The sequence below is a fragment of the Advenella sp. genome, assembly GCF_052108595.1.
GTDB lineage: Bacteria > Pseudomonadota > Gammaproteobacteria > Burkholderiales > Burkholderiaceae_B > Advenella.
Genome location: NZ_JBQEAU010000066.1, coordinates 1 through 24,307 on the forward strand (window position 1 = coordinate 1; position 24,307 = coordinate 24,307).

A 24,307-nucleotide genomic window follows, 5' to 3' on the forward strand; every position below is an offset into this window, starting at 1 on the left:
TTGAAAAATCGTGTCACGATGGACGAAACACCAGTAACCGGCTAAGGGCAGGATTTTTTTGATGGACAAGGTCGTCACCCCAGCTTCAACGGCCGCACTCAAGGGCAGCGATCCGACCGATACGGTCGCGCTGCCCGCAGCACTGACACGCAGTCTGCGTTTGCAGGTCAACCGCGTGCGCGACGGCGTCATGCATTCACAAGCCGAAAGCGATGCCATTGCCGTCGAAACACCTGTCGCCGTTGAACTCAATGGCATCAACCATGCGGTCATGCTTGCCACACCGGATGATCTGGAAGATTTCGCCTGGGGCTTTTGCCTGACCGAAGGCATTGTGCGTTCTCCCGATGACATTCGTGATATCGAGCAGGAACGCACAGATCTGGGCATCATTCTACATGTGCAGATCAGCCCGGCGTGCATGCAATTTCTCAAGGAGCGACGCCGGCAAATGGCCGGACGCACCGCCTGTGGCCTGTGCGGCGTTGAAACCCTGGAAGCGGTGCGCCGGCTGCCGCCAGTGGCGCCGCCCAGTCACGCCGGCAGCCCCGCTTCACCGCCCCCTACTCCCTCCCCCGTACAACAGCATGACCTGCACGCCATGCCGGCGGGCTTGACGCTGGCGCAACTGCTCGAGGCCATGAACGCCCTGCGTGAACAACAGCCATTGCACCAGGAGACCGGTGCCACCCATGCCGCTGCCTGGGTGTCCGCCGACAGTCACACCCCTACTTTCATTCGGGAAGACGTGGGTCGGCATAACGCACTGGATAAAACCATCGGCGCCCTGCTGCGAGACACCCGGCCCACCATCGGCCATGGGGCGCTGCTGGTATCGAGCCGCGCCAGCTTTGAAATGGTACAGAAAGCCGCAATGGCAGGCTGCCCTGTGCTGGCGGCAGTCTCGGCACCCACTTCGGCGGCGATCGCACTGGCCGAAGAAACCGGTATCACGCTACTGGGCTTTACGCGCGCCCGACAGGCTACAATCTACGCCCATTCACAACGCTTTCAACTATCGAACAAAGGCAAGGCATCATGACGACTCCACATGTGTTCAACACGACCGCAATGCTCATCAAAATGGCAAACCAGATTGCCGGTTTTTTCGAAGCACTGCCCGATAGGGAAGAAGGGCTGCGCAGCGTCTACGAGCATATCCGCAAGTTCTGGGAGCCGCGCATGCGCATTGCCTTGCTCGAATTTCTGGAACAGCATCCTGACGGGCAGGATGGAGAAATAGGGCTGTCAGCATTCGCACTGGAAGCCATCAATAACCACAAGGCGGAACTCAAACCCGCTGCACACACTGCAACACCCGCTACACCATAAGGCCATCATCAGGCCATGCATAATCCATAATTCAAGGAGACATCTATGAATCAAGCCGTTACCCGTGGCGGATTCTTCAGCAAGGAGCGGATCACAGCCGGTCCGGGTTTTAACAGGTGGATGGTTCCGCCTGCTGCGTTAGCCATTCACTTATGTATCGGACAGGCCTATGCCTTTTCGGTATTCAACAAACCAATGACCCAGTTGCTGGGTATTTCTGAATCCGCCCCCGATGACTGGACCATTCCGGAACTGGGCTGGATCTTCAGTATTGCCATTGTCTTTCTCGGCCTGTCAGCGGCCTTTGCCGGCAAGTGGCTGGAAGAAGTGGGTCCGCGCAAGGCCATGTTCGCTGCCGCCTGCTGCTTTGGCGGCGGCTTTCTGGTGGCAGCGCTGGGCCTGCAATTGCACCAGTTGTGGCTGGTGTATTTCGGCTATGGGGTATTGGGTGGCATCGGCCTGGGCATTGGCTATGTCTCGCCGGTCTCCACGCTCATCAAATGGTTTCCCGACAGGCGCGGCATGGCCACCGGCATGGCCATCATGGGTTTTGGCGGGGGCGCCATGATCGCCTCGCCGCTGTCTCTGCAACTGATGGATACGTTCAAATCCGAGACATCGATGGGGGTCACCGAGACCTTCGTGGTGCTGGGTATCGTGTACTTTATCTATATGTGCATTGGTGCGCTCTCCGTGCGCATTCCGGCACCCGACTGGAAGCCTGAGGGCTGGACACCGCCGGTGCAGCAAAACGCCATGATCTCCCGCAATCACGTGCACATAGACCGGGCCATCAAGACGCCGCAATTCTGGCTGCTGTGGTGGGCGCTGTGCCTGAACGTGACCGCCGGTATCGGTGTACTTGGCCAGGCCTCACTGATGATTCAGGAAAGCTTTCAGGGCATGATTACCGCCGCAGCCGCCGCCGGTTTCGTCGGCTTGCTGTCGCTGGCAAACATGAGCGGGCGCTTCCTGTGGTCAACCGTTTCCGACTATATCGGCCGCAAGATGACCTACAGCACCTTCTTCGTGCTAGGCACCGTATTGTATTTGCTGGTTCCCGGAATGGGCACAGGCGGCCACGTGGCCCTGTTCGTGCTGTTCTACCTGGTGATTCTGTCCATGTACGGCGGCGGCTTCTCCACGGTCCCGGCCTATCTGGCCGATCTTTTCGGCACCCGTTATGTGGGCGGCATACACGGACGTCTGCTGACGGCATGGTCTGCGGCAGGGGTCTTCGGCCCGGTCCTGGTCAATTACATTCGTGATTACCAGCTGCAGATGGGCATTCCACGGTCCGACGTCTATATCTACACCATGTATGTGATGGCCGGACTGCTGGTCATTGGCTTCATCTGCAATATGATGATCCGTCCAGTTGCCGCCGAACATCATATGCAGGCAGACAGCGTTGCAGGCGAGCCGATTGCGGTCGGCGCCAAATAACAGGGAGAGAGAAAATGCAAGATACTGCTCAAAGAAAAACCCCGGTGGGACTGATCGTGGCCTTCTGGCTTCTGGTGGGCATCCCGCTGATCTGGGGCGTGGCCAATACCATCATCACCGCCGCAGCCCTGTTCAAGTAACCTGCTTTGGCCATAGCAGGACCCTGGCGGCGCTCCAATCGGACCGCCCCAGGCACCTCCTGCCAATTGGTTGATAACGCCGCAAAAAGCACTGCTTGATGCGGCGTTTTTCTATAATGTGAGCACATCTGGGAACGCACTACGCCCAGCACCTGTTCAAGGAACCATCATGAGCACGCACAAGCGCATCCTTCTGGTCGAAGACGAAATCAGTATCGCGGCCAATGTCTGCAGCTATCTGGAAAAAAAAGGCTATATGGTGGATGTTGCCTATGAAGGCCATGCGGCCATTTCCCTGCTTGATCAGTATGCCTTTGACACGGTTGTTCTGGACCTCGGACTGCCCGGCAAAAGCGGATTTGACGTATTGCAATACATCCGCGATCTGGCCATGCTCAGCACCCCGGTCGTGATTCTCACCGCGCGCGATGCCTTACAGGACAAGCTCACCGGTTTTTCCCTGGGCACCGATGACTACCTGACCAAACCGTTCTCTCTGAGTGAACTTGAAGCGCGGATCAGCGCGCTCATCAAGCGCGCCACCGGCAATGTGGCCAACCCGGTGCGACGCTGGGGCCAGATCGAGATCAACACGCGCTCACATATTGTCGCCATCAAGGGCGTACCGGTGCATCTGACCCGCAAGTCCTACGATATTCTGAGCACCTTCCTGCAACATCCCGGAGAAGTCATTACCAAAGAACGCTTCGAGAGCCTGTTGTGGGCCGACGATCCGAAATCATCGGATGCCCTGCGCAGCCAGATTCATTTGCTGCGCAAGGCGCTGGCCGAACACGATTGCGACGTCATTGAAACCGTGCATGGCACCGGGTGGCGCCTTGGCAAACCGGCTGGACAATCATGAGAAACCGGGGTTCACTGTCGCTGGCGCAACGGATGTCGCTGGCGCTGACCGGCGCCGTCACGCTTTTTGTCGTGGTGCTTTGCGTCCTCTCGCTCTGGGCATTTGACAGCATGGAAGACAATCTGGTCGATTCGACCCTGCTGGCTGAAAAGGACCGGATTGTTGCTCTGGACGCCCGTCTGGCCAACCGGCCCGGCAATGGCGCGCAGGAAAGTCAAAACCAGCCCATCAGGCGCTGGGATATTGCCAGTGCAACTGACGAAAGTCTGCTGCCGCCCCTGTTGCGCAACCTGAACGAAGGTGCATACTTCATGCAGCCGGGCGACGATACCTGGCATATACTGGTATTTGCCCGTGACCAGGGCAAAACCGTCCTGCTTTACGACGCTACGCTCAATGAGCAACGCGTACATGACTTTGCTCTCATTGTGATCATGGCCGGCATATTGTGCATCGGTTTATCGTATTTTCTGGCGCGCGGCGTGTCCAGGCGTATTACCGACCCGGTGCAAAGCCTGACCCAGACCCTTTCAACCTGGGCGCCCGGCGCATCGAACCTGTCGCCCAGTCGAAATGACGAGGTGGGACGGCTGATCGAAGCCTTCAACCGAATGCAAAGCCAGGTTGAGAAATCCATTGCGCAGGAAAAGGAATTTTCTGCGAACCTGAATCATGAAATCCGCACCCCGCTGACCACGATCCGCACCGATGCCGAACTTGCGCTGGAAGATACCCTGCTGCTTGATGAAACCCGCATGAGACTCAAGCGCACGCTCAGCAATGTCGACCTGATCACCGATACGCTGGAGAGCACGGTCCATCTGAAAACACAGGCACGGCAAAATGCCGAACCCGTCAACCTGCGCGATTGCCTTGAAAATGCCTGGAGCACCAGCACCGGTGATGATGAAAATATAAAATTGCAGTTGATCAACCAATTGCTGCCGGGCGATGTGCTGACCGTCAATCGCTACGCGATGCAGATGATCATGCGCAACCTGATTCGCAATACCCTGGAGCATGCTGCGGCGACAACGCTGACCGTCTATTTATCGGGTACGCATCTATACTTCGAAGACAATGGCAAGGGCATTGCCCAGACCGATCTGCCCAGGATTTTTGAACGTTATTACAGTGGGCACGCGCGCGACACACGGACAGTCGAGGACAGCAACGCCATAGCGGGCCCGCCCAAGCGGCGCGGACTGGGTCTTGCCATTGTGCAACACATTTGTGAACTTGAACACTGGACCATTCGAGTCGAGTCCTCGACCCAGCCAGGCACATCCATGACGCGGTTTATATTGCAGGTGGCATAGTCTATCGGCCGTATTTGCCGGTCGATCATATTTGCTGATCGACCATGCCTGTGCTGGGGCGTGTTGCGGATCCGCCGCAGGCATACCTGCCGGCGAATCGCAATACAAAAAACAGGAACTAGCTGTTGCTTTGGTCTTTCAAACGATACACCAGCACCGATGTGTGGGCCAGTGACAGCACTTTGGTTGTGACGCTGCCCAGCAGCAGCCGGGACAGCCCGCTGCGACCGTGACTGGCGATGTAAATAAGATCGCAGGCATTTTCCTTGGCTGCTTCGACAATACCGTCAGCAACACTGTAGTTGGAAATAATAAGTGACGTTGCTTTCACATTTGCAGTCTGAGCGCGATCGAGCACCGGTTTCAGATAGGACTCGGCTTCCTTGCGCGCAGCCTCTTCATAGTCGCCGTCAGAAATGGCGTAGGATGCAGCCATGCCGTCAAAGCCGATCAATGTTGAAAACGGCTGCGTCACGTTGATGGCGATGACTTCGGCACTGTTCTGCCGTGCAAAGCAAATGCCTGAATTGGCCGCCCGTGCAGAAATGTCCGAACCGTCGATAGGAAGAAGAATTTTATTGAACATGGTGGGACTCCTTAAGACTGCGATGTTTCCTGTTTGGCCGCATTGTAAAGATGCGTGCAGCGCGTACCCGAGCGGCAGTATGCCAGAACCGGCGCGGGTAAGGTATCGAGGTATTGACGGAAAGCCTTGACGTCCTCGGGGGTAATGGCGCCACTGACGACGGGTTGATAAACCACCGTCAGACCGGCCTGCTCGCCAGCCTTGATGACATCGGCCGAGGCGGGCTGCAATTCGCCGCCTTCATAATCGGGGCGATTGATAATGACGCTGAGGTAACCCGCCGCCTTGACAGCGGGCATGTCTTCGGCGCCCAGCTGGGGCGCCACCGCCAGCGAGTCACTTAACGGGGTAATGGGTGTTGACATATGTCCTCACAGAGTGTCGGGCAGCAACGCAGCCAAATAGACAGCGAACAGGAACCCGCTCCGACAGTTTTGATGCCTGGGGCACCGTGATTGAAGATTGCCTGAACTGTCATCTGTCGCCTTATCACAGTTGCAATACCATGGCGCGGCGGGGCAGATCGGACAGCGGCCCGAAATAATTTTATGCCAGTTTAACGCAGCATCCGATACAAATTTACCCTAATCTCTATAAAATAGCATCAGTAATTTCACCACGATCTGATTTAAAACAGTAAATGACTGATTTCTGCCGCGTTCGTCCTGCAACCGCTCAGGACATGTCAGCTATTGCGCAAATTTATGCCTGGCATGTGCTGCATGGCATCGCCACCTTCGAGGAAACTGTACCCGATCGTGAGCAGATGCTTGAGCGATTTGTCCATATCACCACACAGGGTTATCCCTATATTGTGGCGGAAAAGGATGGCGAAATTATCGGTTATGCCTATGTGTCGTCTTTTCGTCCACGCGTGGCCTATCGCTACACCGTGGAAAACGCCATCTACCTGCGCCATGATCTGGGGCGCATGGGTGCGGGATCCCAATTGCTGGCCGAATTGATCCGGTTGTGCGAGGCAGGCCCCTGGCGGCAGATGATCGCCGTGATCGGTGACAGCGCCAATGCCGCCTCCATCGGCGTGCATCGCAAGGCCGGCTTTGAAATGGTCGGCACCCTTGGCGCTACCGGCTTCAAGCACGGCCAATGGGTCGATACCGTACTGATGCAGCGTGCCCTGTCTGGCGGCGCTCAGACCCTGCCCGATACCGCAAACACGGCTGCATCCCCAACCACTTAATAGCACCCGGCTGGCTGCTGCACCGCGGTTACCCGCGTCTGATGCAATCAAGCCAAGTCTTTGACATATGGCTGGCATGTCGGGACCATGATCACCCCTTGCAGCAACACCTTGCCATGGCGGTTGCCCGCGGGCAGGATCCCGGCTCAGGCCGCGACCTATATACATCACCCCCGCTGTGCTCAGGTAGGATGACGCACCAGGCGGCTGGTATGCGTAGCAAGCAAATGAATAAAGGCATCGCTTTTGAGAAATGCATATTCAGCTGTCCGTTGGGCGCCAATGGCATCGGCCGGGTCAACGCCATCGGCCGGATGACACATGATGACAATTCGCTCTCCCGCCCCGGCCAGCCACGCCTGCATATGCTGCTCGAAACGGGCGCTGCCACCGGTCAGCGCGTATACGCCGGCAAAATCATCGTTATAGGGAAAATCGATCCGTTGCAGGCGTCGGCGCAGCGCACTGCTTCCCAGCAGCGCGATCAGCCGCGCCTTCCATTGCAGCCCCCGGGCCAGTGATGCATTGCGCATCGCCGTCGAGCGCACCCAGAAATCATCACAATCGTAGCGCCGAATCAGCACATCCATCAGAGCGTCACGAATCTGCGGAAACTGGTGCACATGCTGATGACCGTCGAAAAAATCCGGCGTGCGTTTCATATGCTGCTCAAAAAGATCGCATTGGCGCTCAATTGAGCGCACCAGCACAACTGGATCCAGCTGGCGCAGCCATGCGTTCACAATAAGCCGTGACAGGGGCCGATGAAAATCATTATCCGGCCCCAGCTTCTCGGTAAAATTAATATGCAACCCGATGTCGATGTCCAGGGTACGCAACCGTTGTGCGCCGGCAGCCCACGCACCTGCCTGGGTCAGGCAACTGGTGGCGCTGATCCGGTGTTCTGCAGCCAACTGCAATACTGCACGATTGATATGCTCGTTCAAACCGAAATCATCAGCGCAGAGTATGACCTGTTTTTTCTTGCGTGCCATATGGCTCCCTGTCCCGGCTTGTTGTGTCGGCTTGTTGTGTCGCAGGAGCGATTGCCGATATCCCATCCTATCAGACAATACGAATGTCATAAACCGCCAGACAGCTCCCCTGCCCTGACAGTTGCCTCTTCGGCCATAAGACGGGGGTCAGACACGCGCGGGGAGCCCTGGGCCAGCCCCTGCCCCATTTGCCGGCTCACAAGATAAAGCGGGCGGCGTTTTACTTCTTCGTAGATATGCGCCACATATTCGCCCACCATGCCTACCGAGATCAGGATGATGCCCGCAAAAAAACTCTCGGCCACGATCAGCGTGGAATAGCCGCGCACCGGATTGCCGACCATCACATATTCAAATATGACGTACAGGCCATACAGCAGGGCCAGGCCGGCCAGCAGCATGCCACCGAACATGGCCATGCGCAATGGCCAGGTCGTAAACGCCGTCAGCCCCTGCAGGCCATGGCCGACAAGACGAAACAGACTGAAGCGGGATGCGCCAAAACGTCGTTCATCCGGCTGGTAATACACCGCTTGCGTGCGAAATCCAACCCACGCATACAGGCCCTTCATAAAGCGCGTGCGCTCGGGCAACTGGCACAAGGCCTGCACCACTTTGCGGTCCATCAGGCGGAAATCACAGGCATCGGGCTCGATCCGAACCTTGCCGGTGCCTTTCATCAGAAAATAGAATAACCGCGTGCCAATACGCTTGAGCAGACGCTCATCGGCGCGCGCCTCGCGTACCGCATAGACCATATCGGCCCCCTGCTCCCAGTGCGCAACCATACGGGCAATCAGCGCGGGCGGATGCTGCAGGTCTGCGTCCAGCGTGACAACAACCTGGCCGGTAGCCCGCTCCAGCCCGGCGCTCAACGCCGCCTCCTTGCCAAAGTTGCGTGACAACTGCAGATAACGCACCCGGCTGTCACGCTGGCAGAAATCGCTCATAAAATCCGGCGTATCGTCGGTGCTGCCATCGTCAACAACGATCATTTCCCAGCAGGCAAAGGCATCGCGCAGCAACACGATAAGCATGGGCAACAGGATGCGCAGACTGCGCGCCTCGTTCAATGCAGGAATCACGCAACTGACCGATGCGTCTGTCGCCCTGCGTATTTTTGCTATAGCAGGCTGCGCAGCAGGCATGCCGCCGGCCTTCGCCCGCTTATCGCCATGGCGCTCTTGCGGACAACGCCGCATATCTTGGTCTCTGGTGTACACGGTCATCCCGATGGTAAAAGCACAGAAAACCAGACTATATGACCGTGGACGTTAAATTTCCGTGAAATTGGCGACAGTTGCTATCGCTGCCTGCTATGGACACAGGCAAGGCGCAAAAAGCAAGCACCCAGAGAAAGAAGAGACGAGTGACAGCAAACGAGCCGCAACCGGCAGTGCGCAACCATGACCCTGGCCAGCGCCGAGCGTGGCGCCGCCGTATCCATGCACTGCAAGGACGCGACGAGGACCGGCAATCAGGCAGCCGGGGCAGGCTCAGTCAGCTTGCGCCACAAACTAAGACCGCCTGCAGCCTGGTCCAGCCCATCCAGATAGGCAGTATGCTCGGCCAGCTCAGCTTCCGTGGCCACTTCCACCCGCAAGATGGTCGCATCAAATTGCGCCACCACCGGCTGACCTTCCTGCTGGCGCGGCTGATCGCTGTGCTCCATGACCAGGCCAAACTGGCCTCGGGTCATGGCCAGCCATACCTCGGCCAGCAGCTCGGCATCCAGTAACGCGCCGTGTAAAGTACGATGCGCGTTGGAAATACCCAGCCGCTCGCACAGCATATCCAGACTGTTGCGCTTGCCTGGGTACTGCTCACGCGCCATGGCCAGCGTATCGTGAATCGCGGCGGCAGTCTTGTCGATAGACGGCATGCCCACCCGTGCAAATTCCGCATTCAGGAACTTGACGTCAAATGAGGCATTATGGATATAAATTTCGGTCCCGTGCAGGTACTCTAAAATCCGTGCCGCTTCGTCTTCAAACCGATTGAACTGCGATAGAAATTCGGTGGTCAACCCGTGCACCTCGAGTGCGCCGGGCGAACTGTCCCTGTCGGGATTGAAATAAATATGCAGATTATTCCCGGTGAACTGACGATCAATCAGTTCCACGCACCCGAGCTCGACGATCCGATCGCCTTCGGCCGGGTCAAAGCCGGTTGTCTCTGTATCGAGAATAATTTGTCGCATCGCCTGCTACCCTTAAGACATGCCTGGTACGACGGTAGAGAATCCGGCGTCCACATGCACAATTTCACCCGTGATACCTGCAGCCAGGTCCGACAGCAGGAACGCAGCAGTATTGCCCACATCTTCGATGGTGACATTACGTTTGAGCGGCGCATGAGCCGATACGAAATTAAGGATGGAAGAAAAATCCTTAATGCCACTGGCAGCCAGCGTTTTGATCGGACCGGCCGAGATCCCGTTGGCGCGCAGGCCTTCGCTGCCCAGGGCGGTGGCCAGATAGCGGACACTGGCTTCAAGCGAGGCCTTTGCCAGACCCATGGTGTTGTAATTGGGAACAACCTTCTCCGCTCCCAGATAGGTCAGTGTCAGCACGGATCCCTGGCGCGCCTTGAGCAATGGCAAAGCGGCCTTGGTCATGGCAGGAAAGCTGTACGCCGAAATATCATGAGCAATACGAAAGCCTTCGCGGGAAAGCCCGTCCAGAAAGTTGCCCGCGATCGCTTCGCGAGGTGCAAAACCGATCGAGTGTACCAGCCCATCGAGCCCGTCCCAGTGCTGCGCCAGTTGCTCAAAAGCAGCGTCAATCTGCGCATCTTCAGCCACATCACAGGGGATTACGATGGCGCTGCCAAAATCAGCGGCAAATTCGGTCACCCGATCCTTGAAACGATCTCCGACGTAGGTGAAAGCCAGTTCAGCTCCCTGCGCTTTGCATGCCTTGGCAATGCCGTAGGCGATTGAACGGTTCGAAATGACGCCCGTGACCAGTATTCGTTTATTTGCAAGAAAGCCCATTTGCTGTCCTAATTATTTTTCAATGATGGTCATTATAAAAAAAATGCGCAATGCAAAGGCATTGCGCAGTGATTCCGGAACATTTAGCATCAGTCCACGGCAATTAACCGCGGATTGCCGTTCCTGGCAGACGCAGACGCAAACCCGCTTTGAGTCCTTCGGTACCAATATTATTGAGTGCCTTTAGATCGTCAACCGTTGTGCCGTAGCGTTTAGCCAGCGAGTACAGGGTTTCGCCCTGCGTGACAAAATGCTCGGGGGTGCGCGCTGTCGTTGCTGCACGCGGACGGTAGGCAGCAGCGCGAACTGCCGGCGCGGCCTGTTGGGCCAACACGGGAGCGCGCACTGTCGCGGTAGCCGGGCGTACAGCACCCTGATGGCTTGCTGGCGCCGCCTGGGCGACATAACGCACCGATTCACGATTGACAGAAGGATTGCCGGCCTCGTTCTGGGCAACCAGCGCGGCCAGCGGATCATCGGTTGCAGCAGGTGCGTTACGCGGCGCCGGCTGATTGCCACCCGCGTCCCACACAACCGGTGTCGCCCCGGATGTACTGCGGGTGTTGCTTGCTACCTGACGTACGCCAGCCGAAGCGCCGGATGTCTGACGCAGTGTCGATGTTGGCGCATTGCCCGCATAAGCGCGCGGTTCAACCACAGGCGCAGGAGCCGCCGGCGATACTGGTGCAGGCGTATTGTCAGCCAGCATGCTGTCAGAATCGCGTCGGTTGCCATCAGGCGCTGTTGGCGGCAGGCCACGAGGGACAATGGAGTCGGTATCGAAATCGCGCTGTACCGGCACCATCAGCGCGCGCGAGGACAGCGCAACACGCTGACGCGACGAATAACCGTTAAGCGATTTGAGTTTGCTCAGAGAAATACCATGCGACTGGGCAATGGCGGACAGCGATTCACCCGGCGCCGGCTGGTAACCTTTATAGGTGGCCAGCGGGCCCGTGTAACCAGCCAGGTTTTTCTTGTAGGTTTTTACTGCCGATACGGGCAGCAGAATATTGGGGTCATGCAAGGCCAGTAGCGTAGGACGATTGAAAGACGGGTTCAGTTCCTTGAAATCGGTCACGGAAATGCCTGCCAGCCGCGCCATGACTGCCACGTCAATATCCTTGGTACGTCGCACTTTCTCGAAATACGGTTTGTCAGGGATGGAAGGCAGCGTGATGCCATACTTGGCCGGATTGGCCACAATATTGCGGATGGCCATCAATTTGGGCACGTAATTACGGGTTTCGGAAGGCATCCTCAGATCCAGATAGCCACCGCCACCGGCCCGGTTTCTGGCGCGCTTGACTGAGCCTTCACCCCAGTTGTAGGACGCCAGCGCCAGGTGCCAGTCGTTACCCTGGAAGGTATAAAGATAGGACAGATAATCGAGCGCTGCGCGCGTCGATTCCACCGGATCGCGACGATCGTCTTTCCACCAGTCCTGTTTCAGCTTGTACTGCGTGCCTGTACTGGGAATAAATTGCCACAAACCAGCCGCCTTGGAACGGGATAATGCCGTGGCCTTGTATGCACTTTCCACAAACGGCAACAAGGCCAGTTCGGTGGGCATATTGCGCTTTTCCAGCTCTTTGGTGATGTGATAGATATATTTGCCGGAACGGGCGGCCATGGTCTGGACCGATCCCGGACGGGCTGCGTAGTAATTGGTCCAGTAAGCGACTTTTTCATCCTGCAGGGTGGGCATATCGAACCCTTTGCGCACGCGGTCCCAGACATCGCGATTAGGGCCGTGATAGTTGACCGTATCGCTATATTTGCCCCCGCCGGAAGAAGCGCAGCCGGTCAGCGCGACGACACAACCCATCAGAAAAAATCGTACTAAGTTCATATAGGCTTTCTCAGAATTGGTTTTTCCACTCACGTAATACTTCAAGCACATTCTCGGGGTGGTCCAGAGAATGACCAACATGCTGTTCGGCTGCTGTTATGACAACCGGTTCATCCGTTCGCATGAAAGGATTGGTTTTGAGTTCGTGTTCCAGCGATGTTGGAACGGTAGCCTGATTGTTGTTGCGCAATGTTTCTGCTTCGCGCTGCCATTGCTCCAGATCAGGGTTGTGCGGATCGACGGTACGTGCCCAGCGGATGTTGCCCAACGTGTATTCGTGAGCACAATAGACGGACGTATTGTGGGGCAATTTTCTAAATTTATCAAGGCTTTGTTGCATTTGTCTAGAATTTCCTTCAAACAATCTGCCGCAACCTGTCGCAAACAGGGTGTCGCCGCAGAACAGCACATTTCGCTCATCGACCTGCCCGAAATAGGCGATGTGGTCCAGCGTATGGCCCGGAACTTCCAACACGGTAAATTGCCCAAATATACCCAGATTGACGTGATCTCCTTGCCTGAGCTCGACATTGCGACAGGGGATAGTGGGACCAGGCGGCCCATAGACCGTGGCTCCTGAGTGTTGGACCAGCTCGGCCACACCGCCGACGTGATCGGCATGGTGGTGGGTCAGGAGAATATTAGTCAGGGTTAACCCTTGATCACGCAAGTAAGCCAGCACCGGGGCCGCATCACCGGGATCAACGACAACCGCCTGATCAGCCTGTACAATTGCCCAGATATAATTGTCGCTGAACGCGCTGATCGGCCAGATTTTTATAGTCATCAGATAGTCATCACTTTACTTAAGGCGCCGCATTTATACCGAGGAATCAGTGAAACAAATCCATTCGCGAATCATCAATCTGGCAGATTGGTTCAATACGGACCCGGGCCAGCGCGTCATTCAATGGGAATCATCAAAATTCGATCAGATTGTGGCCGACTCTTTCGGGTTCAACGCGGTTCAGGTCGGCCTGCCTGACTGGAATTTTTTGCATCATAACAGAATGCGCAGCAAAATCATTCTGACCGATGACAGCTTTAACAATTGCACCCACTACCCCAACACCCGATTTGTCCAGACGCAGTTGGACGCCCTGCCGCTGGCCTCCAACTCCATCGATTTGCTGATCCTGCCCCATATTCTGGAATGCGCCGACAACCCCCATCTGGTCCTGCGGGAAGCTGAGAGGGTATTGGTTCACGAAGGGCGCCTGATTATCTCGGGATTCAACCCCTGGAGCCTGTGGGGCCTGCGCTCGCGCATGCCTGCGCGCAAGCCTTGGATGCCGGTGGCCGCCTCGCGCCAGGTATCGATCACACGCCTGAAAGATTGGATGAAACTGCTGTCATTCGAGGTAGACCGGGGCTACTTTGGCTGTTACACTCCCGCCTGCCATACGGATCGGTGGCTGAATCGGTGGAACTTCATGAACCAAGCCGGCGATCGATGGTGGCCCGTCGCAGGCGCCGTTTACTTGCTGGCCGCAGTCAAGCGGGCCCATGGGATGACGCTGATCGGCCCCTCCTGGAAAGGCAAGAAGAAGAAAAAATTCGCCCGCGGCGAAGCCGCAATATCCCGCCGCGAAGTACGTCAGCTTTTTAAAGAACCTCATGGATAAACCGCAAGTCAATATTTGGACAGATGGCGCCTGCAAGGGCAACCCCGGCCCCGGCGGCTGGGGCGTACTGCTACGCCAGGGTCCGCATGAAAAAACCCTTTTCGGCGGCGAGGCGCAAACGACCAACAATCGCATGGAAATGATGGCCGTTGTCGAAGCGTTACGGGCGCTCAAACGCAGTTGCAACGTCACCTTGCATGTCGATTCACAATACGTAAAAAAGGGTATCTGCGAATGGATGGCCGGCTGGCAGGCGCGCAACTGGAAGACCGCCGACAAAAAGCCGGTCAAAAATGTCGATCTGTGGCTGTTGCTCAATGAGCAGATTGCCAGGCATGATGTCAGTTGGAAGTGGGTCAAGGGCCATGCCGGCGACCCGGGCAACGAGCGGGCAGATGCACTGGCCAACCAGGGCGTGGACCTGGTCAGGAAACAGAAACACTCAGTACAGGCTTAATCCTGCTGGTCTGACCACACCGCAAGCTCGTAGCCGTCCGGGTCGGCAAAGTGAAATCGCCGGCCACCGGGAAACGCGAAAACGGGTTTGACAACCCGCCCCCCGGCCCGCTCGATGCGCTCTTGCATATGCGCCAGATTATCCGTATACAAAATGACCAGCGGGCCGCCCGGGCTGACCGGCTCGCCCTGCGCAAATCCCCCGGTAAAACGCTCGTCGGTAAACTCACAGTATTGCGGTCCATAGTCCTTGAAGGACCAGCCAAAAGCGCTCGCGTAGAATTTGCAAGTACGAACAATGTCCCTGACCGTAAACTCGATATAGTCAAGTTTTCCGTTTTTGTCCTGTGAGTTCATGTCTGACGCTCCCATTTAGCAAGGCATAGCGGGTCTCATACCATGTTGTAGTGGCTGTTGCCACCCTCGGTTGTGACGATTCCTGGGTTGTTGTCAGTCGCAGCCCATGCGACGTGCCCTTGCCCGATGCGCATCGGCACGCTGGTCTGCACTGTTGCGAGACAGGAAATTGTCCCCTGCTCCTGGCGCCGGCGCCATCATGATGCGTGAATTGATGCGTCCGCATTCTGCATTTTTTGAATGATCAGTGCCGGTTGAACATGCTGCGATCAACCCCAGCGCCATGAGGCAGATCACGCGCCCTGCGGTATTTTTAAACATGGCTATCCTGTTTTTCAGCCGAACGTGCAAAGCTTTCTGACGCTTTGTGTCCGTAATTGCTGCAGGCGGAACTGCCCTGCAGAGATGGCGGCCTGCTTCTGGCTCTCGTCCGGTCCGAACAGGGCGTCGTTGCCGCGCAATTGATCGACCTGCAGGTTCAGTTTATCGCTTTCGCGTCCGATCTGCCTGCAGCTCATCGATTGCAATTGTGATTCAGTCAACGGGGCAACAACCGGCGGTGCGGCGCATGCAGCCAACAGCGAGCACGAGCCGGCAAGCAACAGCAGGGTTTTTCTCATAATGCAATATCCAGACAGATTGCCCGATTGCGCTGCATGACCAACCAATGGCAGAAACGCAGACACCAGGCGGGATTAAGTATCTGGTATTTTATAGGCTCCCCGCCGCTGTGTCACATACCAACAGCGATTGCGGGCAGAAAACCGACGACAGCGCCATCGCGCCGTGTCGGCTCCAAGAATATCACGCGCTGCTACCCCGCCCCGCGCTGCTGCACTGTAGGCAGCAAGAGCGCGACGACCAACGCAGCGCCACGCCGGCGCGGCAGGCAACCCTACACGTTCACAACCGGAACGAACCCACCGAATATCATGCGTTTGCCGTCAAAAGGCATGGGGTTAACGTCAGGCTGCATCCGCGGATCTTCCATCATTTTCTTCATGCCCTCGTCGTGCACCTCTTTGGAAGGCCATGTAATCCAGGCAAACACCACAGTTTCATCCGGCTTGGATTGCACCGCCATGGCAAAAGAGGTGAGTTTGCCATCGGGCACTTCGTCGCCCCAGCACTCAACAACACTCAACGCCCCCAGCTCCTTGAAAATCTCCGCAGCCTCAGAGGCATGTTTAATGTACGCTTCACGGTTGGCAGTCGGCACCGCAGCAACAAAACCATCGACATAATTCATGTGTATTCTCCGTTAGTTTGTGAGCGACAGACACTGTCGTCTACAGCCATAGTATGCGCATAAAGCGCTGAAGCGAAAATAGGCTGATACGACAACTTCAGGGGAGGAATACGACAGTTGTCATAGCCAGCGAGTGGTACCGATGCCAGCCAGGCAACACTGCCGCCGCTGCCGCCATGCGAAGCGTCCCGTGGCACAGAAGCGCGCCGTCGTCGTATTCATGCCGCAACGCTCAATTACGTTGCCTTGCGTGACCCTCTCCGGTTATTTGTGCGATACAGATGCTGCAAAATGTAAAAACGGCGCTATTCATCAGAATGTCATATCCATGAAGTATTCAACCCTGACAATTGCATATTATTCATTTGACCGGAGAGAAGTCATGCTCGCCACACAAAAGCGGACACTCAGCTATGATCCAGTACAGCTTATCGGTACGGTTCAGTTGGTCGATGGCGCCCTCTTTACCGTCAACTGCGACGGAGTTGACTGGGTCTGCCAGCAGGCCCTCAGCTGCCTGATCGAGCCGCAAGTGGGCGATCAGGTCATCATCAGCGGCCCGGATCACGACCGTGTTTATCTAATTGCTGTGGTCTCGCGCAGCAGCAATGCACCGGTTGCCCTCAAAATCCGGGGAGACCTGGCCATCAGCAGTACAACCGGCAGTGTGTCGCTACACTCGGCAACCAGCACCCGGATAGCCAGCGATACCACGCTGACCCTCAGCTCTGCTCATTACGAACAGACGAACGACACAGCCAAACTTACGATTGGACAGATGTCATACGCCGGCGAAACACTGGAAGCCACTGTTGGCACAACCACCTTTTTCTCCAGTATTGTCAGTCTTATGGCCGATCGCATCAACAGCATCGCCCGACTCTGCTTTCGCCATATCAAAGAAGTCGACCATGTGCGTGCGCAAACCATTGATTACGAAGCAGACAAATTGACGCGAGTCCACGGCGGCTACACGACGCTAACGGCTCAGGACGTCATGAAAATCAACGGCGACCAAATCCATATGAGCTGACGCTCAACCTTGGTATAGCTAGCGCAGTCTTTCCTGCGCCCACTCCGGCTGCCTTTCTTTCACTCACACATCTGCCAATGAGAACTGTCAAACCCCTTCGCGTGGGCGTACTCACACGGCCCTACGGATATCTGGAACAAAGCCGTCTGGGTGTTCTGGTCTATACGCTGATTGATTTCAACGGCCCCACGCCCCGGCTGGTTCCCGAAGCTGAAATCACCACACATCTGCTGCCGGCGATGGACTGCAATAACATTCTTGACCTGATTCTGCCCAAAACATGTCCGGAATTTATTGTCAGTGGCACGGCCTACACTGCGCATCAGCAAGATAAAACACAATGTGCTGTGCGCGCCAAAGTAGGAGACAACGAAAAGAGTCTACTTGTATTTGGCGAGCGCTACTGGCTGGGCGATCGGATATCAGATCCACAATCCTTTGAGCAGATGCCGGTAACCTGGGCCAACGCATTTGGCGGAAAAGGCTTTGACGAGAATCCTGACGGCAAAGGCATCGACCGCGAACTTATCAACGGCGTATGGACAACGCGGCTGCCTAATATAGAGCTGCCAACGGAACGCATCTCTTCCAAAACCCAGCGCCCCAAGCCAGCTGGATTCAGTCCGGTCATGATCAACCGGCCGCGGCGTTATAAGCACGTAGGCAGCTTTAGCGAGACCTGGATGAAAACGGATATTACCGGCTTCTTTCCGGACATGGATACCCGCCTGTTCAATGCGGCAGACGATGACCAGCACTGGACCAACAGGGACAGCCTGCCATTAGGCTGCGAGTTCTCTGTCTGGAACATGCACCCCGAGCAGGCATGCTGGACAGGAACAATTCCCGATTGGATTCCCCGGTGCTTCGTGAGTCAGCAGAACGACCATGGCGACGAAGATTTTCTACAGGTCGATTTGCAGCCGACGACGATCTGGCTGCTACCGGGGATTAAACACGCCATCATGATGTACCATGGTTCGACCGCAGTCGCGCAAACCTACGCCGAAGACGTACGCGCCATTATCGCCGCCATCGAACTGCCGGGACATGCCCGTGAAAAATCTTGGTACAAGGACATTTTTGATCTGCGCAGCGACATGGATACAGGCGCATTATATGCCCTGCGTGACAAAGATCTGGTGCCCAAATCGATCATGGGAGACTGGCTCGATACCCGGCCGGTCGACACAGGATTATTGCTGGAAAACGCGGGCAAACGCGAACAACGTATTCGCACCGAAATCCGTGACAAATTGCTGGATACTGGCCTGGAACCATACAATATCATGCCGGAGTTCAGCGGCCCCCAGTTCCCTATCAGCGGCGAATATCTGCCGGAACTGCATGAACGCATGCAACGGCTGAAAAAAGCATCAGAACGACAGATTGATGAAGAAAAAAAACGTGTCAAAAAGGACCTTGCGGCAAACCAGGGGCCTGATCCTGCATTTACCAAGAAAATGCAGGACGTTGTAGACGGAAAGGTACCCGACTCTGCAGCACAGGACATGAAAGACGCCATGCTACGGCTGGAGCAATTGCAAACCGAGATGGAAACACAATGGCAGGCAGGACATCAGTCGGGCCAGAAAAGCACTCCCGGGACACCGGACAGGGAGCAGTTAAATCAGACCAAACAACAGATAAAAAAGATCAATTTGTACTCGGCCCATTTTCTGCCGCAGGGTGTCGCTGTCACAAAACACATAGCCGATCAGAAGCGCGACGTGGTACTTGAACGCTATCGAAGTGGCATGGACATGCGTGAGCTGGATCTGTCTGGTGCAAATTTGTCTGGCCTGAACCTGACGGCCGCTGATTTCACCGGCAGCGACATATCGGATGCAGATCTGACCCTCGCCACACTGGATGGGGCTAATTTCAGTCGTGCTTTGCTGACACGGGCGGTGATTGAAAACACCTCTCTACGCGACGCCCTGTTCAGCGAAACCAATCTGGGCGCCACCACCCTGTTGCGGGCAGATTTCACCGGCGCCAGGCTCTCGGCAATGGTTTTGCAGGAAAGCACTTTTTCCTACTGCAACTTTGAGCGCACTCTTTGGGAAGACATCGTACAGACAACGCGCGCCACGTTCTCTAGCTGCCGCTTTGACAATGCGACCATCAACAAGACGATCTTTACTGAATCCAGTTTTTCCAACAGTAACTTTGCCCTGGGGCAGTTCTCACAAGTTGCATTCCAGGCCAATACACTTGAAAACATCACGTTTGAAAATGCCAAACTGAGCAGTATTGCTTTCGTTGCCAGCGACCTGAAAAACATAAGCTTCATGCACACTCATATGGAGGGTGCCTCCTTCACCTACAAACTGCAAATGGATACTTGCAGCTTCCGGGGAGCAAATATGAAAAACAGCTCGTTTAATCGAACAGTGTTAAACACCATTGATTTTTCCAATGCGGTCATACTGCATTGTGATTTCAGTGAGGCGCTTCTGCAAGCCGCAAACTTCACTGCAGTCAAAGCGACCGGCTCTATATTCAGGCGTACCGACTTGCGTCTTGCACGCTTTGTCGCTGCAGACTTAACCGGCAGCAACTTTCAGCAGGCAGATATGCGTGGAACTGATTTGCGCCGGGCCAACCTGTGCACCGCTGACGTATCAGAAACCCTTCTGGACGACACTTCGCGTACCCAGGGCGTGTTTCTTAAATACGCAAAGCTATATCCGTTGCGCAAACGGGCAACGCATTTCTGGGAGCAGCAGTCATGATGGATATTGCAAAGTTTCGTGAACTTCTGACCCTGTATGAACCTGTCGTACAAGAGGATTGCCGAAGACTGATTCTGGATGGATTCGATCTGAGCGGGCAGATATTTGAGAAAGTAGATTTTTCCGGCGCTTCGTTCAGGAACGCCGTTCTGACCGAAACGATGTTTTCCAAATGCGTGTTTGACGAGGCGGACTTCAGCAATACGAATTTCAACAAGGGCATGATATCGCACTGCAGCGTAAAGAACGTGTGCTTTGACCAAGCCAGCTTCACCGAGCACAATATTGTGTATAGCGACCTGACACAGACTACCTGGCGCAATGCAAAGCTGCAATCATGCTCCTTTTCCAGCGCCGACTTATCCAATGCAACGCTGCATCTGGAGGCGGCAGAAAAAACCACATTCCATGATATCCGTCTTGAGGGGACTGACTTTTCGGATGCCTATCTGGAACTTGTGATATTTTTCCAGAATGACTTGCGACAGTCCCTGTTTGAAAATGTATATTTCGATCGTGTTGTATTTACTGAATGCACTATGACCGGCATGGTGTTTGAAAATCTGACCTTTCACCAGTGTCCATTTACCCGCGCAAATATGGAAGCAGTGACATTCAGTGAATGTGAACTGACCATGTGCAATTTTCAAGGCACCAATCTACAACGCAGTATATTCCGACATTCAGATTGCACAAACGTATTACTTATAGAAGCGGACCTGACCCAGGCTGCATTTATTGCATGCCGGTTGCAGCAATCGATATGGATGAATGCGTTGGCCATAGACAGCGTCGTTCTGGACTGTGATATGACAGAAGCCATTCTTCATTATGCCAATTGCAAATCCGGCAATTTTTCAAATAGCAACCTGTCCCGTGCCGATTTTTCTTTCGCTAATCTGCAGCAGGGTCGGTTTGACGCAGTCCGACTAAACGATACCCTGTTTCATGGCGCCCTGTTCTCCGATGGAACCGTCCTGCGCTCACCGGGGGCAATCGCTCGCCAGCCGTATCTGGCCGAGTCGCAGGCGTGGAGCCTGGCCAACAAACTCAAGGACTGAACAGGCAACACTTCGTATACTGGACCGCAATCAGTCTGCCGGACAACCCTTGGGATCAGGCAAACACAAAAGTACGATTCGGTGACGGGATGGCATTGAGTGACGCCACGCCGTTGATAATATTGCTCAGTCCAATAGACGTCCATCGACACACTGGCAGCGCACCCGAAAACACACGAAAACTGACGTTGATGAATTTGGTGGAAAAACATTTGACCACCGGTACCAACACCCCAAGAATACCGCTCTCATTTGCCCAGGTAATCATCGTCGGTAACGGACAGCACTCCAAATCCAGCCCAGGGGTAAATACGCGTGAAAGCGGATTAGGTATCATTGTTAACTTTGGGCCAAAGTTGGGCCGTGGGCCCAGCAGCATGATGTCGACGATTGTCGCGCAGGAGCCGACACGGCCTTGAAGTATCATTGCAAATCTCCTTATAGAAGTCCGAGAAAACCAAAGATATGGGTACCCAGCCCCTTTAGCTTGACGTCCAGCCCCCCGGTGTTCAACTCAGCACCGTCGGCTTTCATGGAGCCCGCACTCAAATCGACTTTCATGACCTGAAAGGAAAATTTGACAGCAGCCAGATTCAGGTTGAGTGCATCGGCAGAAAACGCATAGGCACGGTAGTTCGCAATCATGGCCGCCATCGTCGTTCCTGCAATATAAGTGGCAGACCTGGTCGAACCCTCAAAGGAGTCGTGACCCGTCACGCTGGTTTCCCGTCCGGCTTTAAAGGTATTCTTGGCGTGAGCGGTAACGATACGCTCTTCCTGCGCAGTGGCCTTGATTTTGTAATTTGCGCATAGAATTTCATAGTCCTGACCCGATACGTCGTAATAGACTTTGCCGCTATGTTTGGATGTATATTCCGCGCCATAGGTATGGTCTGCGACACCCTCAACTTCAACCGTCTCGGTATCCGTCACGGTGCGCTTGAGCGTGCCGTCATACATGAGATCTGTAGGACCGGTGACCGTCTGATTCAGGCTGGTGTTGTACTTCTGGATCTCGGCATCGTCGATTGTCTGAGTGTGCGTACCTGTTACATGATAATCCTCGAGACCGTTTATGTAGACAGTATTGTCCCCTCCCTCAACACGGAATTCATTGTCTCCAGTCAGGATTTTGGTCACCGCGCCGTCCTTGATATTGTCGGCCAGGCCGGCGCTGGTGATCTCCCGATGAACACCGGCGTCGAACGTTTCCTTTTCATGCCCGATAATATGCGTGGTGCGCGTTCCCGTTACGTCCCGAGTCTCGGTCTCGCCCACAGTCGTCTTCAAATTGGCGCCCACTGTGACCGTCATATCACGCACCACGTTCAGCAGCATGTCCAGCTGGGCACGCATATCCACCAGCTCCTGGCCCAGCTTGTCTTCGAAGATCATCTGGTTGCGCATGCTGGGGTCGCCGAATACGGACTGGCTGCGAAAACCGCTTTGCGTCGCATTGGCTGGCAGCGACACCGGCGGCATGTTCTGCGCGTTGTAAACCCGTCCCAGAATGACCGGTCGATCCGGATTGCCGCCGATGAAATCCACCACCACTTCATCATTGATACGTGGCAATTGCAGTCCGCCAAACCCGCCGCCCGCCCACGGACTGGACACACGAATCCAGCAGGAGCTGTTTTCGTCCCCAGTCGCCTGGCGATCCCAGTGGAACATGACCTTGATGCGGCCGTACTGGTCAGTCCACAATTCTTCGCCGGCCGGACCCACGACACGGGCCGTTTGCGGCCCGCTGGTTTTGGGCTGCGGCGTCACCCGAGGCGCGCGAAATTGAATATTGGATGGCAACGCGCGAAAGATCACTTCAAAATGATCCTCTTGCTCAGTACCGGAGGAATAACCGGCCACACTCATATTGTAGGTGACGGATACGCAAAGGTATTCGCGATTTTCGGCACGGCGCGGATGATTGCGCAGTTTGAAGAGACGTCCCGGTTCAACGGCGCGGATATTGCATATGCCGAGCACCTGCTCTCTTGCTCCCTGTATTTCCTGCAGCCGCAGGCGAGCATATTTTTCACCGTGGTCCACTTCCTGGTAACCGCCCTGCCACTCGTAGATTTCCAGCTTGTCTGTATTGGCTGCTTCGGCATTCTTGCTGGTCGAGTCCAGTCGGGCACCAGGCTTGCGAAAATCGTAGTCAACCGTCGCGTAGCCGCCGGGCGTGATCTGCGCCTGCACATGCCAGTCCGATACGAACTCTTCGTGCGCAAGCATGTGCATCTGGCCATCGTAGAAGGTATAGGTATCGTAGCCCGGCGCCGGCTCGTGCGTTGACATATCATCTGTGAGCACTAGCGTGTGCTGGCCGTTCTCATGACGAAACCAGTAATAGATGCCCTCATGCTCCATCAGTCGGCTGACAAAATCAAAATCCGATTCCTGATACTGCACGCAATATTCCCAGTCGCGGTAAGACTCGGTCAGGTTATATTCCACCGCAAAGCTATAGGTGCCCAGCACTTGCTTGATAATATCCACTGCCGACTTATTCTGGAAAATACGATTGTCCCTGGACTGGGTCAGATACCACAGGCTAGGCCGCACCGTAGCGCGATAAACATAATATTCGGAATTGAGCAATTCACGGCCAACCAGCTCGAACCGAATAATCTGGCCATTGAGGTAATGTGGTGCCCCACCGGCCGTTTCCACTTGCAATGTGAGCGGTTTTCCCAGCAGCGACCGGACATCCAGCATATAGGTCTTGGCAACCAGCTCGACATTGAACTCAAACAATTCCGACAGTCCGGCCTGTCCTTTCATGCTTTTGAAGTGAAGCAATTCGGGCATAGGTGTATGCGCGATTACTGGCCGGTTCTGTAACTGAGGGATATCCATGTTCATCTCTCGCGTTGGATGCGTTCGGGTCGATCGAAATAGGGAGCGGATTTGCGGGTATGAGCGGTGCTCACTTGTGATCAGGGCTGCCAGTCAAATGGGCCACTGTCCGAAATGGTTAATATTCAGATAGTTCAGTTGCTTATTGATCAACCTGATCGGGATACGACAAATCATAGGCAGGCTTTATGTCAGGAT

At 55.3% G+C, this 24,307-nt stretch carries 26 protein-coding genes; 12 read left to right on the forward strand and 14 right to left on the reverse strand.

All coding sequences use genetic code 11. The annotated features are described in order from the left end of the window. Positions 1-190: 190 nt before the first annotated feature. From ACTIKR_RS12690 to ACTIKR_RS12715, 6 genes are all read left to right on the forward strand, one after another. Positions 191-1,042 (forward strand): formate dehydrogenase accessory sulfurtransferase FdhD, encoded by an 852-nt coding sequence (locus tag ACTIKR_RS12690; protein ID WP_442328019.1) that lies wholly within the window; start codon positions 191-193, stop codon positions 1,040-1,042. Further along, positions 1,039-1,332 carry a formate dehydrogenase subunit delta gene (locus ACTIKR_RS12695; RefSeq protein WP_193087655.1) on the forward strand — a complete coding sequence of 98 codons (294 nt, stop codon included), beginning with the start codon at positions 1,039-1,041 and terminating at the stop codon, positions 1,330-1,332. Before ACTIKR_RS12690 ends, ACTIKR_RS12695 begins: the two co-directional genes overlap by 4 nt. A gap of 45 nt (positions 1,333-1,377) precedes the next feature. Further along, on the forward strand, positions 1,378-2,778 hold the full coding sequence (locus tag ACTIKR_RS12700) for an L-lactate MFS transporter (RefSeq protein WP_193087654.1): 1,401 nt from the start codon (positions 1,378-1,380) through the stop codon (positions 2,776-2,778). Positions 2,779-2,792: 14 nt separating this feature from the next. After that, positions 2,793-2,918 carry an MFS transporter small subunit gene (locus ACTIKR_RS12705; RefSeq protein ID WP_128395239.1) on the forward strand — a complete coding sequence of 42 codons (126 nt, stop codon included), beginning with the start codon at positions 2,793-2,795 and terminating at the stop codon, positions 2,916-2,918. 169 nt (positions 2,919-3,087) lie between these two features. Next, the gene (locus tag ACTIKR_RS12710) at positions 3,088-3,783 is read left to right on the forward strand and encodes a response regulator transcription factor (protein WP_193087653.1); all 696 of its coding nucleotides are present in this window, start codon (positions 3,088-3,090) and stop codon (positions 3,781-3,783) included. Then, the gene (locus tag ACTIKR_RS12715; RefSeq protein ID WP_442328008.1) at positions 3,780-5,102 is read left to right on the forward strand and encodes a sensor histidine kinase; all 1,323 of its coding nucleotides are present in this window, start codon (positions 3,780-3,782) and stop codon (positions 5,100-5,102) included. The genes ACTIKR_RS12710 and ACTIKR_RS12715 overlap by 4 nt, the downstream gene beginning before the upstream one ends. A gap of 118 nt (positions 5,103-5,220) precedes the next feature. Here ACTIKR_RS12715 and ACTIKR_RS12720 read toward each other — a convergent pair whose 3' ends face one another. Together ACTIKR_RS12720 and ACTIKR_RS12725 are read right to left on the reverse strand one after the other, a co-directional pair. Then, positions 5,221-5,688, reverse strand: a complete 468-nt coding sequence (locus ACTIKR_RS12720; protein WP_193087651.1) for a universal stress protein — start codon at positions 5,686-5,688, stop codon at positions 5,221-5,223. Between the two features lie 11 nt (positions 5,689-5,699). Beyond that, positions 5,700-6,053 (reverse strand): TIGR01244 family sulfur transferase, encoded by a 354-nt coding sequence (locus ACTIKR_RS12725; protein ID WP_442328009.1) that lies wholly within the window; start codon positions 6,051-6,053, stop codon positions 5,700-5,702. Positions 6,054-6,328: 275 nt separating this feature from the next. Here ACTIKR_RS12725 and ACTIKR_RS12730 point away from each other — a divergent pair, with 275 nt between their 5' ends. Next, positions 6,329-6,889 carry a GNAT family N-acetyltransferase gene (locus ACTIKR_RS12730; protein ID WP_193087649.1) on the forward strand — a complete coding sequence of 187 codons (561 nt, stop codon included), beginning with the start codon at positions 6,329-6,331 and terminating at the stop codon, positions 6,887-6,889. Between the two features lie 182 nt (positions 6,890-7,071). On the opposite strand, the gene ACTIKR_RS12735 is transcribed toward ACTIKR_RS12730, so the two are convergent. The 6 genes from ACTIKR_RS12735 to gloB form a co-directional block, all read right to left on the reverse strand. Next, positions 7,072-7,884 carry a ChbG/HpnK family deacetylase gene (locus ACTIKR_RS12735; RefSeq protein ID WP_193087648.1) on the reverse strand — a complete coding sequence of 271 codons (813 nt, stop codon included), beginning with the start codon at positions 7,882-7,884 and terminating at the stop codon, positions 7,072-7,074. Between the two features lie 86 nt (positions 7,885-7,970). Next, entirely contained in the window at positions 7,971-9,107 is a 1,137-nt protein-coding gene (locus tag ACTIKR_RS12740; protein ID WP_442328010.1) for a glycosyltransferase family 2 protein, read from the reverse strand. Between the two features lie 254 nt (positions 9,108-9,361). Further along, the gene (gene dnaQ / locus ACTIKR_RS12745) at positions 9,362-10,084 is read right to left on the reverse strand and encodes a DNA polymerase III subunit epsilon (RefSeq protein WP_442328011.1); all 723 of its coding nucleotides are present in this window, start codon (positions 10,082-10,084) and stop codon (positions 9,362-9,364) included. Between the two features lie 12 nt (positions 10,085-10,096). Then, positions 10,097-10,879 (reverse strand): enoyl-ACP reductase FabI, encoded by a 783-nt coding sequence (fabI, locus tag ACTIKR_RS12750; protein WP_193087646.1) that lies wholly within the window; start codon positions 10,877-10,879, stop codon positions 10,097-10,099. A gap of 103 nt (positions 10,880-10,982) precedes the next feature. Continuing rightward, complete coding sequence (locus ACTIKR_RS12755; protein WP_442328012.1) at positions 10,983-12,731, reverse strand: transglycosylase SLT domain-containing protein; 1,749 nt, start codon at positions 12,729-12,731, stop codon at positions 10,983-10,985. A gap of 10 nt (positions 12,732-12,741) precedes the next feature. Next, complete coding sequence (gene gloB, locus ACTIKR_RS12760) at positions 12,742-13,518, reverse strand: hydroxyacylglutathione hydrolase (RefSeq protein ID WP_442328013.1); 777 nt, start codon at positions 13,516-13,518, stop codon at positions 12,742-12,744. Between the two features lie 49 nt (positions 13,519-13,567). On the opposite strand from gloB, the gene ACTIKR_RS12765 reads away from it, so the two are divergent. Together ACTIKR_RS12765 and rnhA are read left to right on the forward strand one after the other, a co-directional pair. Next, the gene (locus tag ACTIKR_RS12765; RefSeq protein ID WP_193087644.1) at positions 13,568-14,356 is read left to right on the forward strand and encodes a class I SAM-dependent methyltransferase; all 789 of its coding nucleotides are present in this window, start codon (positions 13,568-13,570) and stop codon (positions 14,354-14,356) included. Further along, on the forward strand, positions 14,349-14,813 hold the full coding sequence (gene rnhA / locus ACTIKR_RS12770; RefSeq protein ID WP_193087643.1) for a ribonuclease HI: 465 nt from the start codon (positions 14,349-14,351) through the stop codon (positions 14,811-14,813). Before ACTIKR_RS12765 ends, rnhA begins: the two co-directional genes overlap by 8 nt. Here rnhA and ACTIKR_RS12775 read toward each other — a convergent pair. From ACTIKR_RS12775 to ACTIKR_RS12790, 4 genes are all read right to left on the reverse strand, one after another. Continuing rightward, complete coding sequence (locus ACTIKR_RS12775) at positions 14,810-15,169, reverse strand: VOC family protein (protein WP_442328014.1); 360 nt, start codon at positions 15,167-15,169, stop codon at positions 14,810-14,812. The genes rnhA and ACTIKR_RS12775 overlap by 4 nt on opposite strands. Before the next feature lie 93 nt (positions 15,170-15,262). After that, positions 15,263-15,490, reverse strand: coding sequence for a hypothetical protein (locus ACTIKR_RS12780; RefSeq protein ID WP_442328015.1), 228 nt, complete (start codon positions 15,488-15,490; stop codon positions 15,263-15,265). Between the two features lie 14 nt (positions 15,491-15,504). Next, positions 15,505-15,789 carry a hypothetical protein gene (locus ACTIKR_RS12785; RefSeq protein ID WP_193087640.1) on the reverse strand — a complete coding sequence of 95 codons (285 nt, stop codon included), beginning with the start codon at positions 15,787-15,789 and terminating at the stop codon, positions 15,505-15,507. A gap of 275 nt (positions 15,790-16,064) precedes the next feature. Continuing rightward, positions 16,065-16,418, reverse strand: coding sequence for a DUF1428 domain-containing protein (locus ACTIKR_RS12790; RefSeq protein WP_193087639.1), 354 nt, complete (start codon positions 16,416-16,418; stop codon positions 16,065-16,067). 382 nt (positions 16,419-16,800) lie between these two features. Here ACTIKR_RS12790 and ACTIKR_RS12795 point away from each other — a divergent pair, with 382 nt between their 5' ends. The 3 genes from ACTIKR_RS12795 to ACTIKR_RS12805 all read left to right on the forward strand — a co-directional run bounded on the left by ACTIKR_RS12795 (position 16,801) and on the right by ACTIKR_RS12805 (position 21,250). Further along, positions 16,801-17,451 (forward strand): DUF3540 domain-containing protein, encoded by a 651-nt coding sequence (locus ACTIKR_RS12795; RefSeq protein WP_442328016.1) that lies wholly within the window; start codon positions 16,801-16,803, stop codon positions 17,449-17,451. A 77-nt stretch (positions 17,452-17,528) separates the two neighbouring features. Next, entirely contained in the window at positions 17,529-20,189 is a 2,661-nt protein-coding gene (locus ACTIKR_RS12800) for a DUF2169 family type VI secretion system accessory protein (RefSeq protein WP_442328017.1), read from the forward strand. Further along, positions 20,186-21,250 carry a pentapeptide repeat-containing protein gene (locus ACTIKR_RS12805; RefSeq protein ID WP_193087636.1) on the forward strand — a complete coding sequence of 355 codons (1,065 nt, stop codon included), beginning with the start codon at positions 20,186-20,188 and terminating at the stop codon, positions 21,248-21,250. Before ACTIKR_RS12800 ends, ACTIKR_RS12805 begins: the two co-directional genes overlap by 4 nt. Before the next feature lie 55 nt (positions 21,251-21,305). Here the strand turns inward: ACTIKR_RS12805 and ACTIKR_RS12810 are convergent, their stop codons facing one another. Together ACTIKR_RS12810 and ACTIKR_RS12815 are read right to left on the reverse strand one after the other, a co-directional pair. Then, positions 21,306-21,677: a hypothetical protein gene (locus tag ACTIKR_RS12810; RefSeq protein WP_193087635.1), complete on the reverse strand. Its 372-nt coding sequence runs from the start codon at positions 21,675-21,677 to the stop codon at positions 21,306-21,308. 11 nt (positions 21,678-21,688) lie between these two features. After that, positions 21,689-24,061 carry a type VI secretion system Vgr family protein gene (locus ACTIKR_RS12815; protein WP_442328018.1) on the reverse strand — a complete coding sequence of 791 codons (2,373 nt, stop codon included), beginning with the start codon at positions 24,059-24,061 and terminating at the stop codon, positions 21,689-21,691. Positions 24,062-24,307 lie beyond the last annotated feature (246 nt).

Coding starts and splice junctions, on each gene's coding strand:
- ACTIKR_RS12690 (WP_442328019.1), top strand. CDS start 191: ATGCATTCACAAGCCGAAAGCGATGCCATTGCCGTCGAAACACCTGTC.
- ACTIKR_RS12695 (WP_193087655.1), top strand. CDS start 1,039: ATGACGACTCCACATGTGTTCAACACGACCGCAATGCTCATCAAAATG.
- ACTIKR_RS12700 (WP_193087654.1), top strand. CDS start 1,378: ATGAATCAAGCCGTTACCCGTGGCGGATTCTTCAGCAAGGAGCGGATC.
- ACTIKR_RS12705 (WP_128395239.1), top strand. CDS start 2,793: ATGCAAGATACTGCTCAAAGAAAAACCCCGGTGGGACTGATCGTGGCC.
- ACTIKR_RS12710 (WP_193087653.1), top strand. CDS start 3,088: ATGAGCACGCACAAGCGCATCCTTCTGGTCGAAGACGAAATCAGTATC.
- ACTIKR_RS12715 (WP_442328008.1), top strand. CDS start 3,780: ATGAGAAACCGGGGTTCACTGTCGCTGGCGCAACGGATGTCGCTGGCG.
- ACTIKR_RS12720 (WP_193087651.1), bottom strand. CDS start 5,688: ATGTTCAATAAAATTCTTCTTCCTATCGACGGTTCGGACATTTCTGCA.
- ACTIKR_RS12725 (WP_442328009.1), bottom strand. CDS start 6,053: ATGTCAACACCCATTACCCCGTTAAGTGACTCGCTGGCGGTGGCGCCC.
- ACTIKR_RS12730 (WP_193087649.1), top strand. CDS start 6,329: ATGACTGATTTCTGCCGCGTTCGTCCTGCAACCGCTCAGGACATGTCA.
- ACTIKR_RS12735 (WP_193087648.1), bottom strand. CDS start 7,884: ATGGCACGCAAGAAAAAACAGGTCATACTCTGCGCTGATGATTTCGGT.
- dnaQ (WP_442328011.1), bottom strand. CDS start 10,084: ATGCGACAAATTATTCTCGATACAGAGACAACCGGCTTTGACCCGGCC.
- fabI (WP_193087646.1), bottom strand. CDS start 10,879: ATGGGCTTTCTTGCAAATAAACGAATACTGGTCACGGGCGTCATTTCG.
- ACTIKR_RS12755 (WP_442328012.1), bottom strand. CDS start 12,731: ATGAACTTAGTACGATTTTTTCTGATGGGTTGTGTCGTCGCGCTGACC.
- gloB (WP_442328013.1), bottom strand. CDS start 13,518: ATGACTATAAAAATCTGGCCGATCAGCGCGTTCAGCGACAATTATATC.
- rnhA (WP_193087643.1), top strand. CDS start 14,349: ATGGATAAACCGCAAGTCAATATTTGGACAGATGGCGCCTGCAAGGGC.
- ACTIKR_RS12775 (WP_442328014.1), bottom strand. CDS start 15,169: ATGAACTCACAGGACAAAAACGGAAAACTTGACTATATCGAGTTTACG.
- ACTIKR_RS12780 (WP_442328015.1), bottom strand. CDS start 15,490: ATGTTTAAAAATACCGCAGGGCGCGTGATCTGCCTCATGGCGCTGGGG.
- ACTIKR_RS12785 (WP_193087640.1), bottom strand. CDS start 15,789: ATGAGAAAAACCCTGCTGTTGCTTGCCGGCTCGTGCTCGCTGTTGGCT.
- ACTIKR_RS12790 (WP_193087639.1), bottom strand. CDS start 16,418: ATGAATTATGTCGATGGTTTTGTTGCTGCGGTGCCGACTGCCAACCGT.
- ACTIKR_RS12795 (WP_442328016.1), top strand. CDS start 16,801: ATGCTCGCCACACAAAAGCGGACACTCAGCTATGATCCAGTACAGCTT.
- ACTIKR_RS12800 (WP_442328017.1), top strand. CDS start 17,529: ATGAGAACTGTCAAACCCCTTCGCGTGGGCGTACTCACACGGCCCTAC.
- ACTIKR_RS12805 (WP_193087636.1), top strand. CDS start 20,186: ATGATGGATATTGCAAAGTTTCGTGAACTTCTGACCCTGTATGAACCT.
- ACTIKR_RS12810 (WP_193087635.1), bottom strand. CDS start 21,677: ATGATACTTCAAGGCCGTGTCGGCTCCTGCGCGACAATCGTCGACATC.
- ACTIKR_RS12815 (WP_442328018.1), bottom strand. CDS start 24,061: ATGCCCGAATTGCTTCACTTCAAAAGCATGAAAGGACAGGCCGGACTG.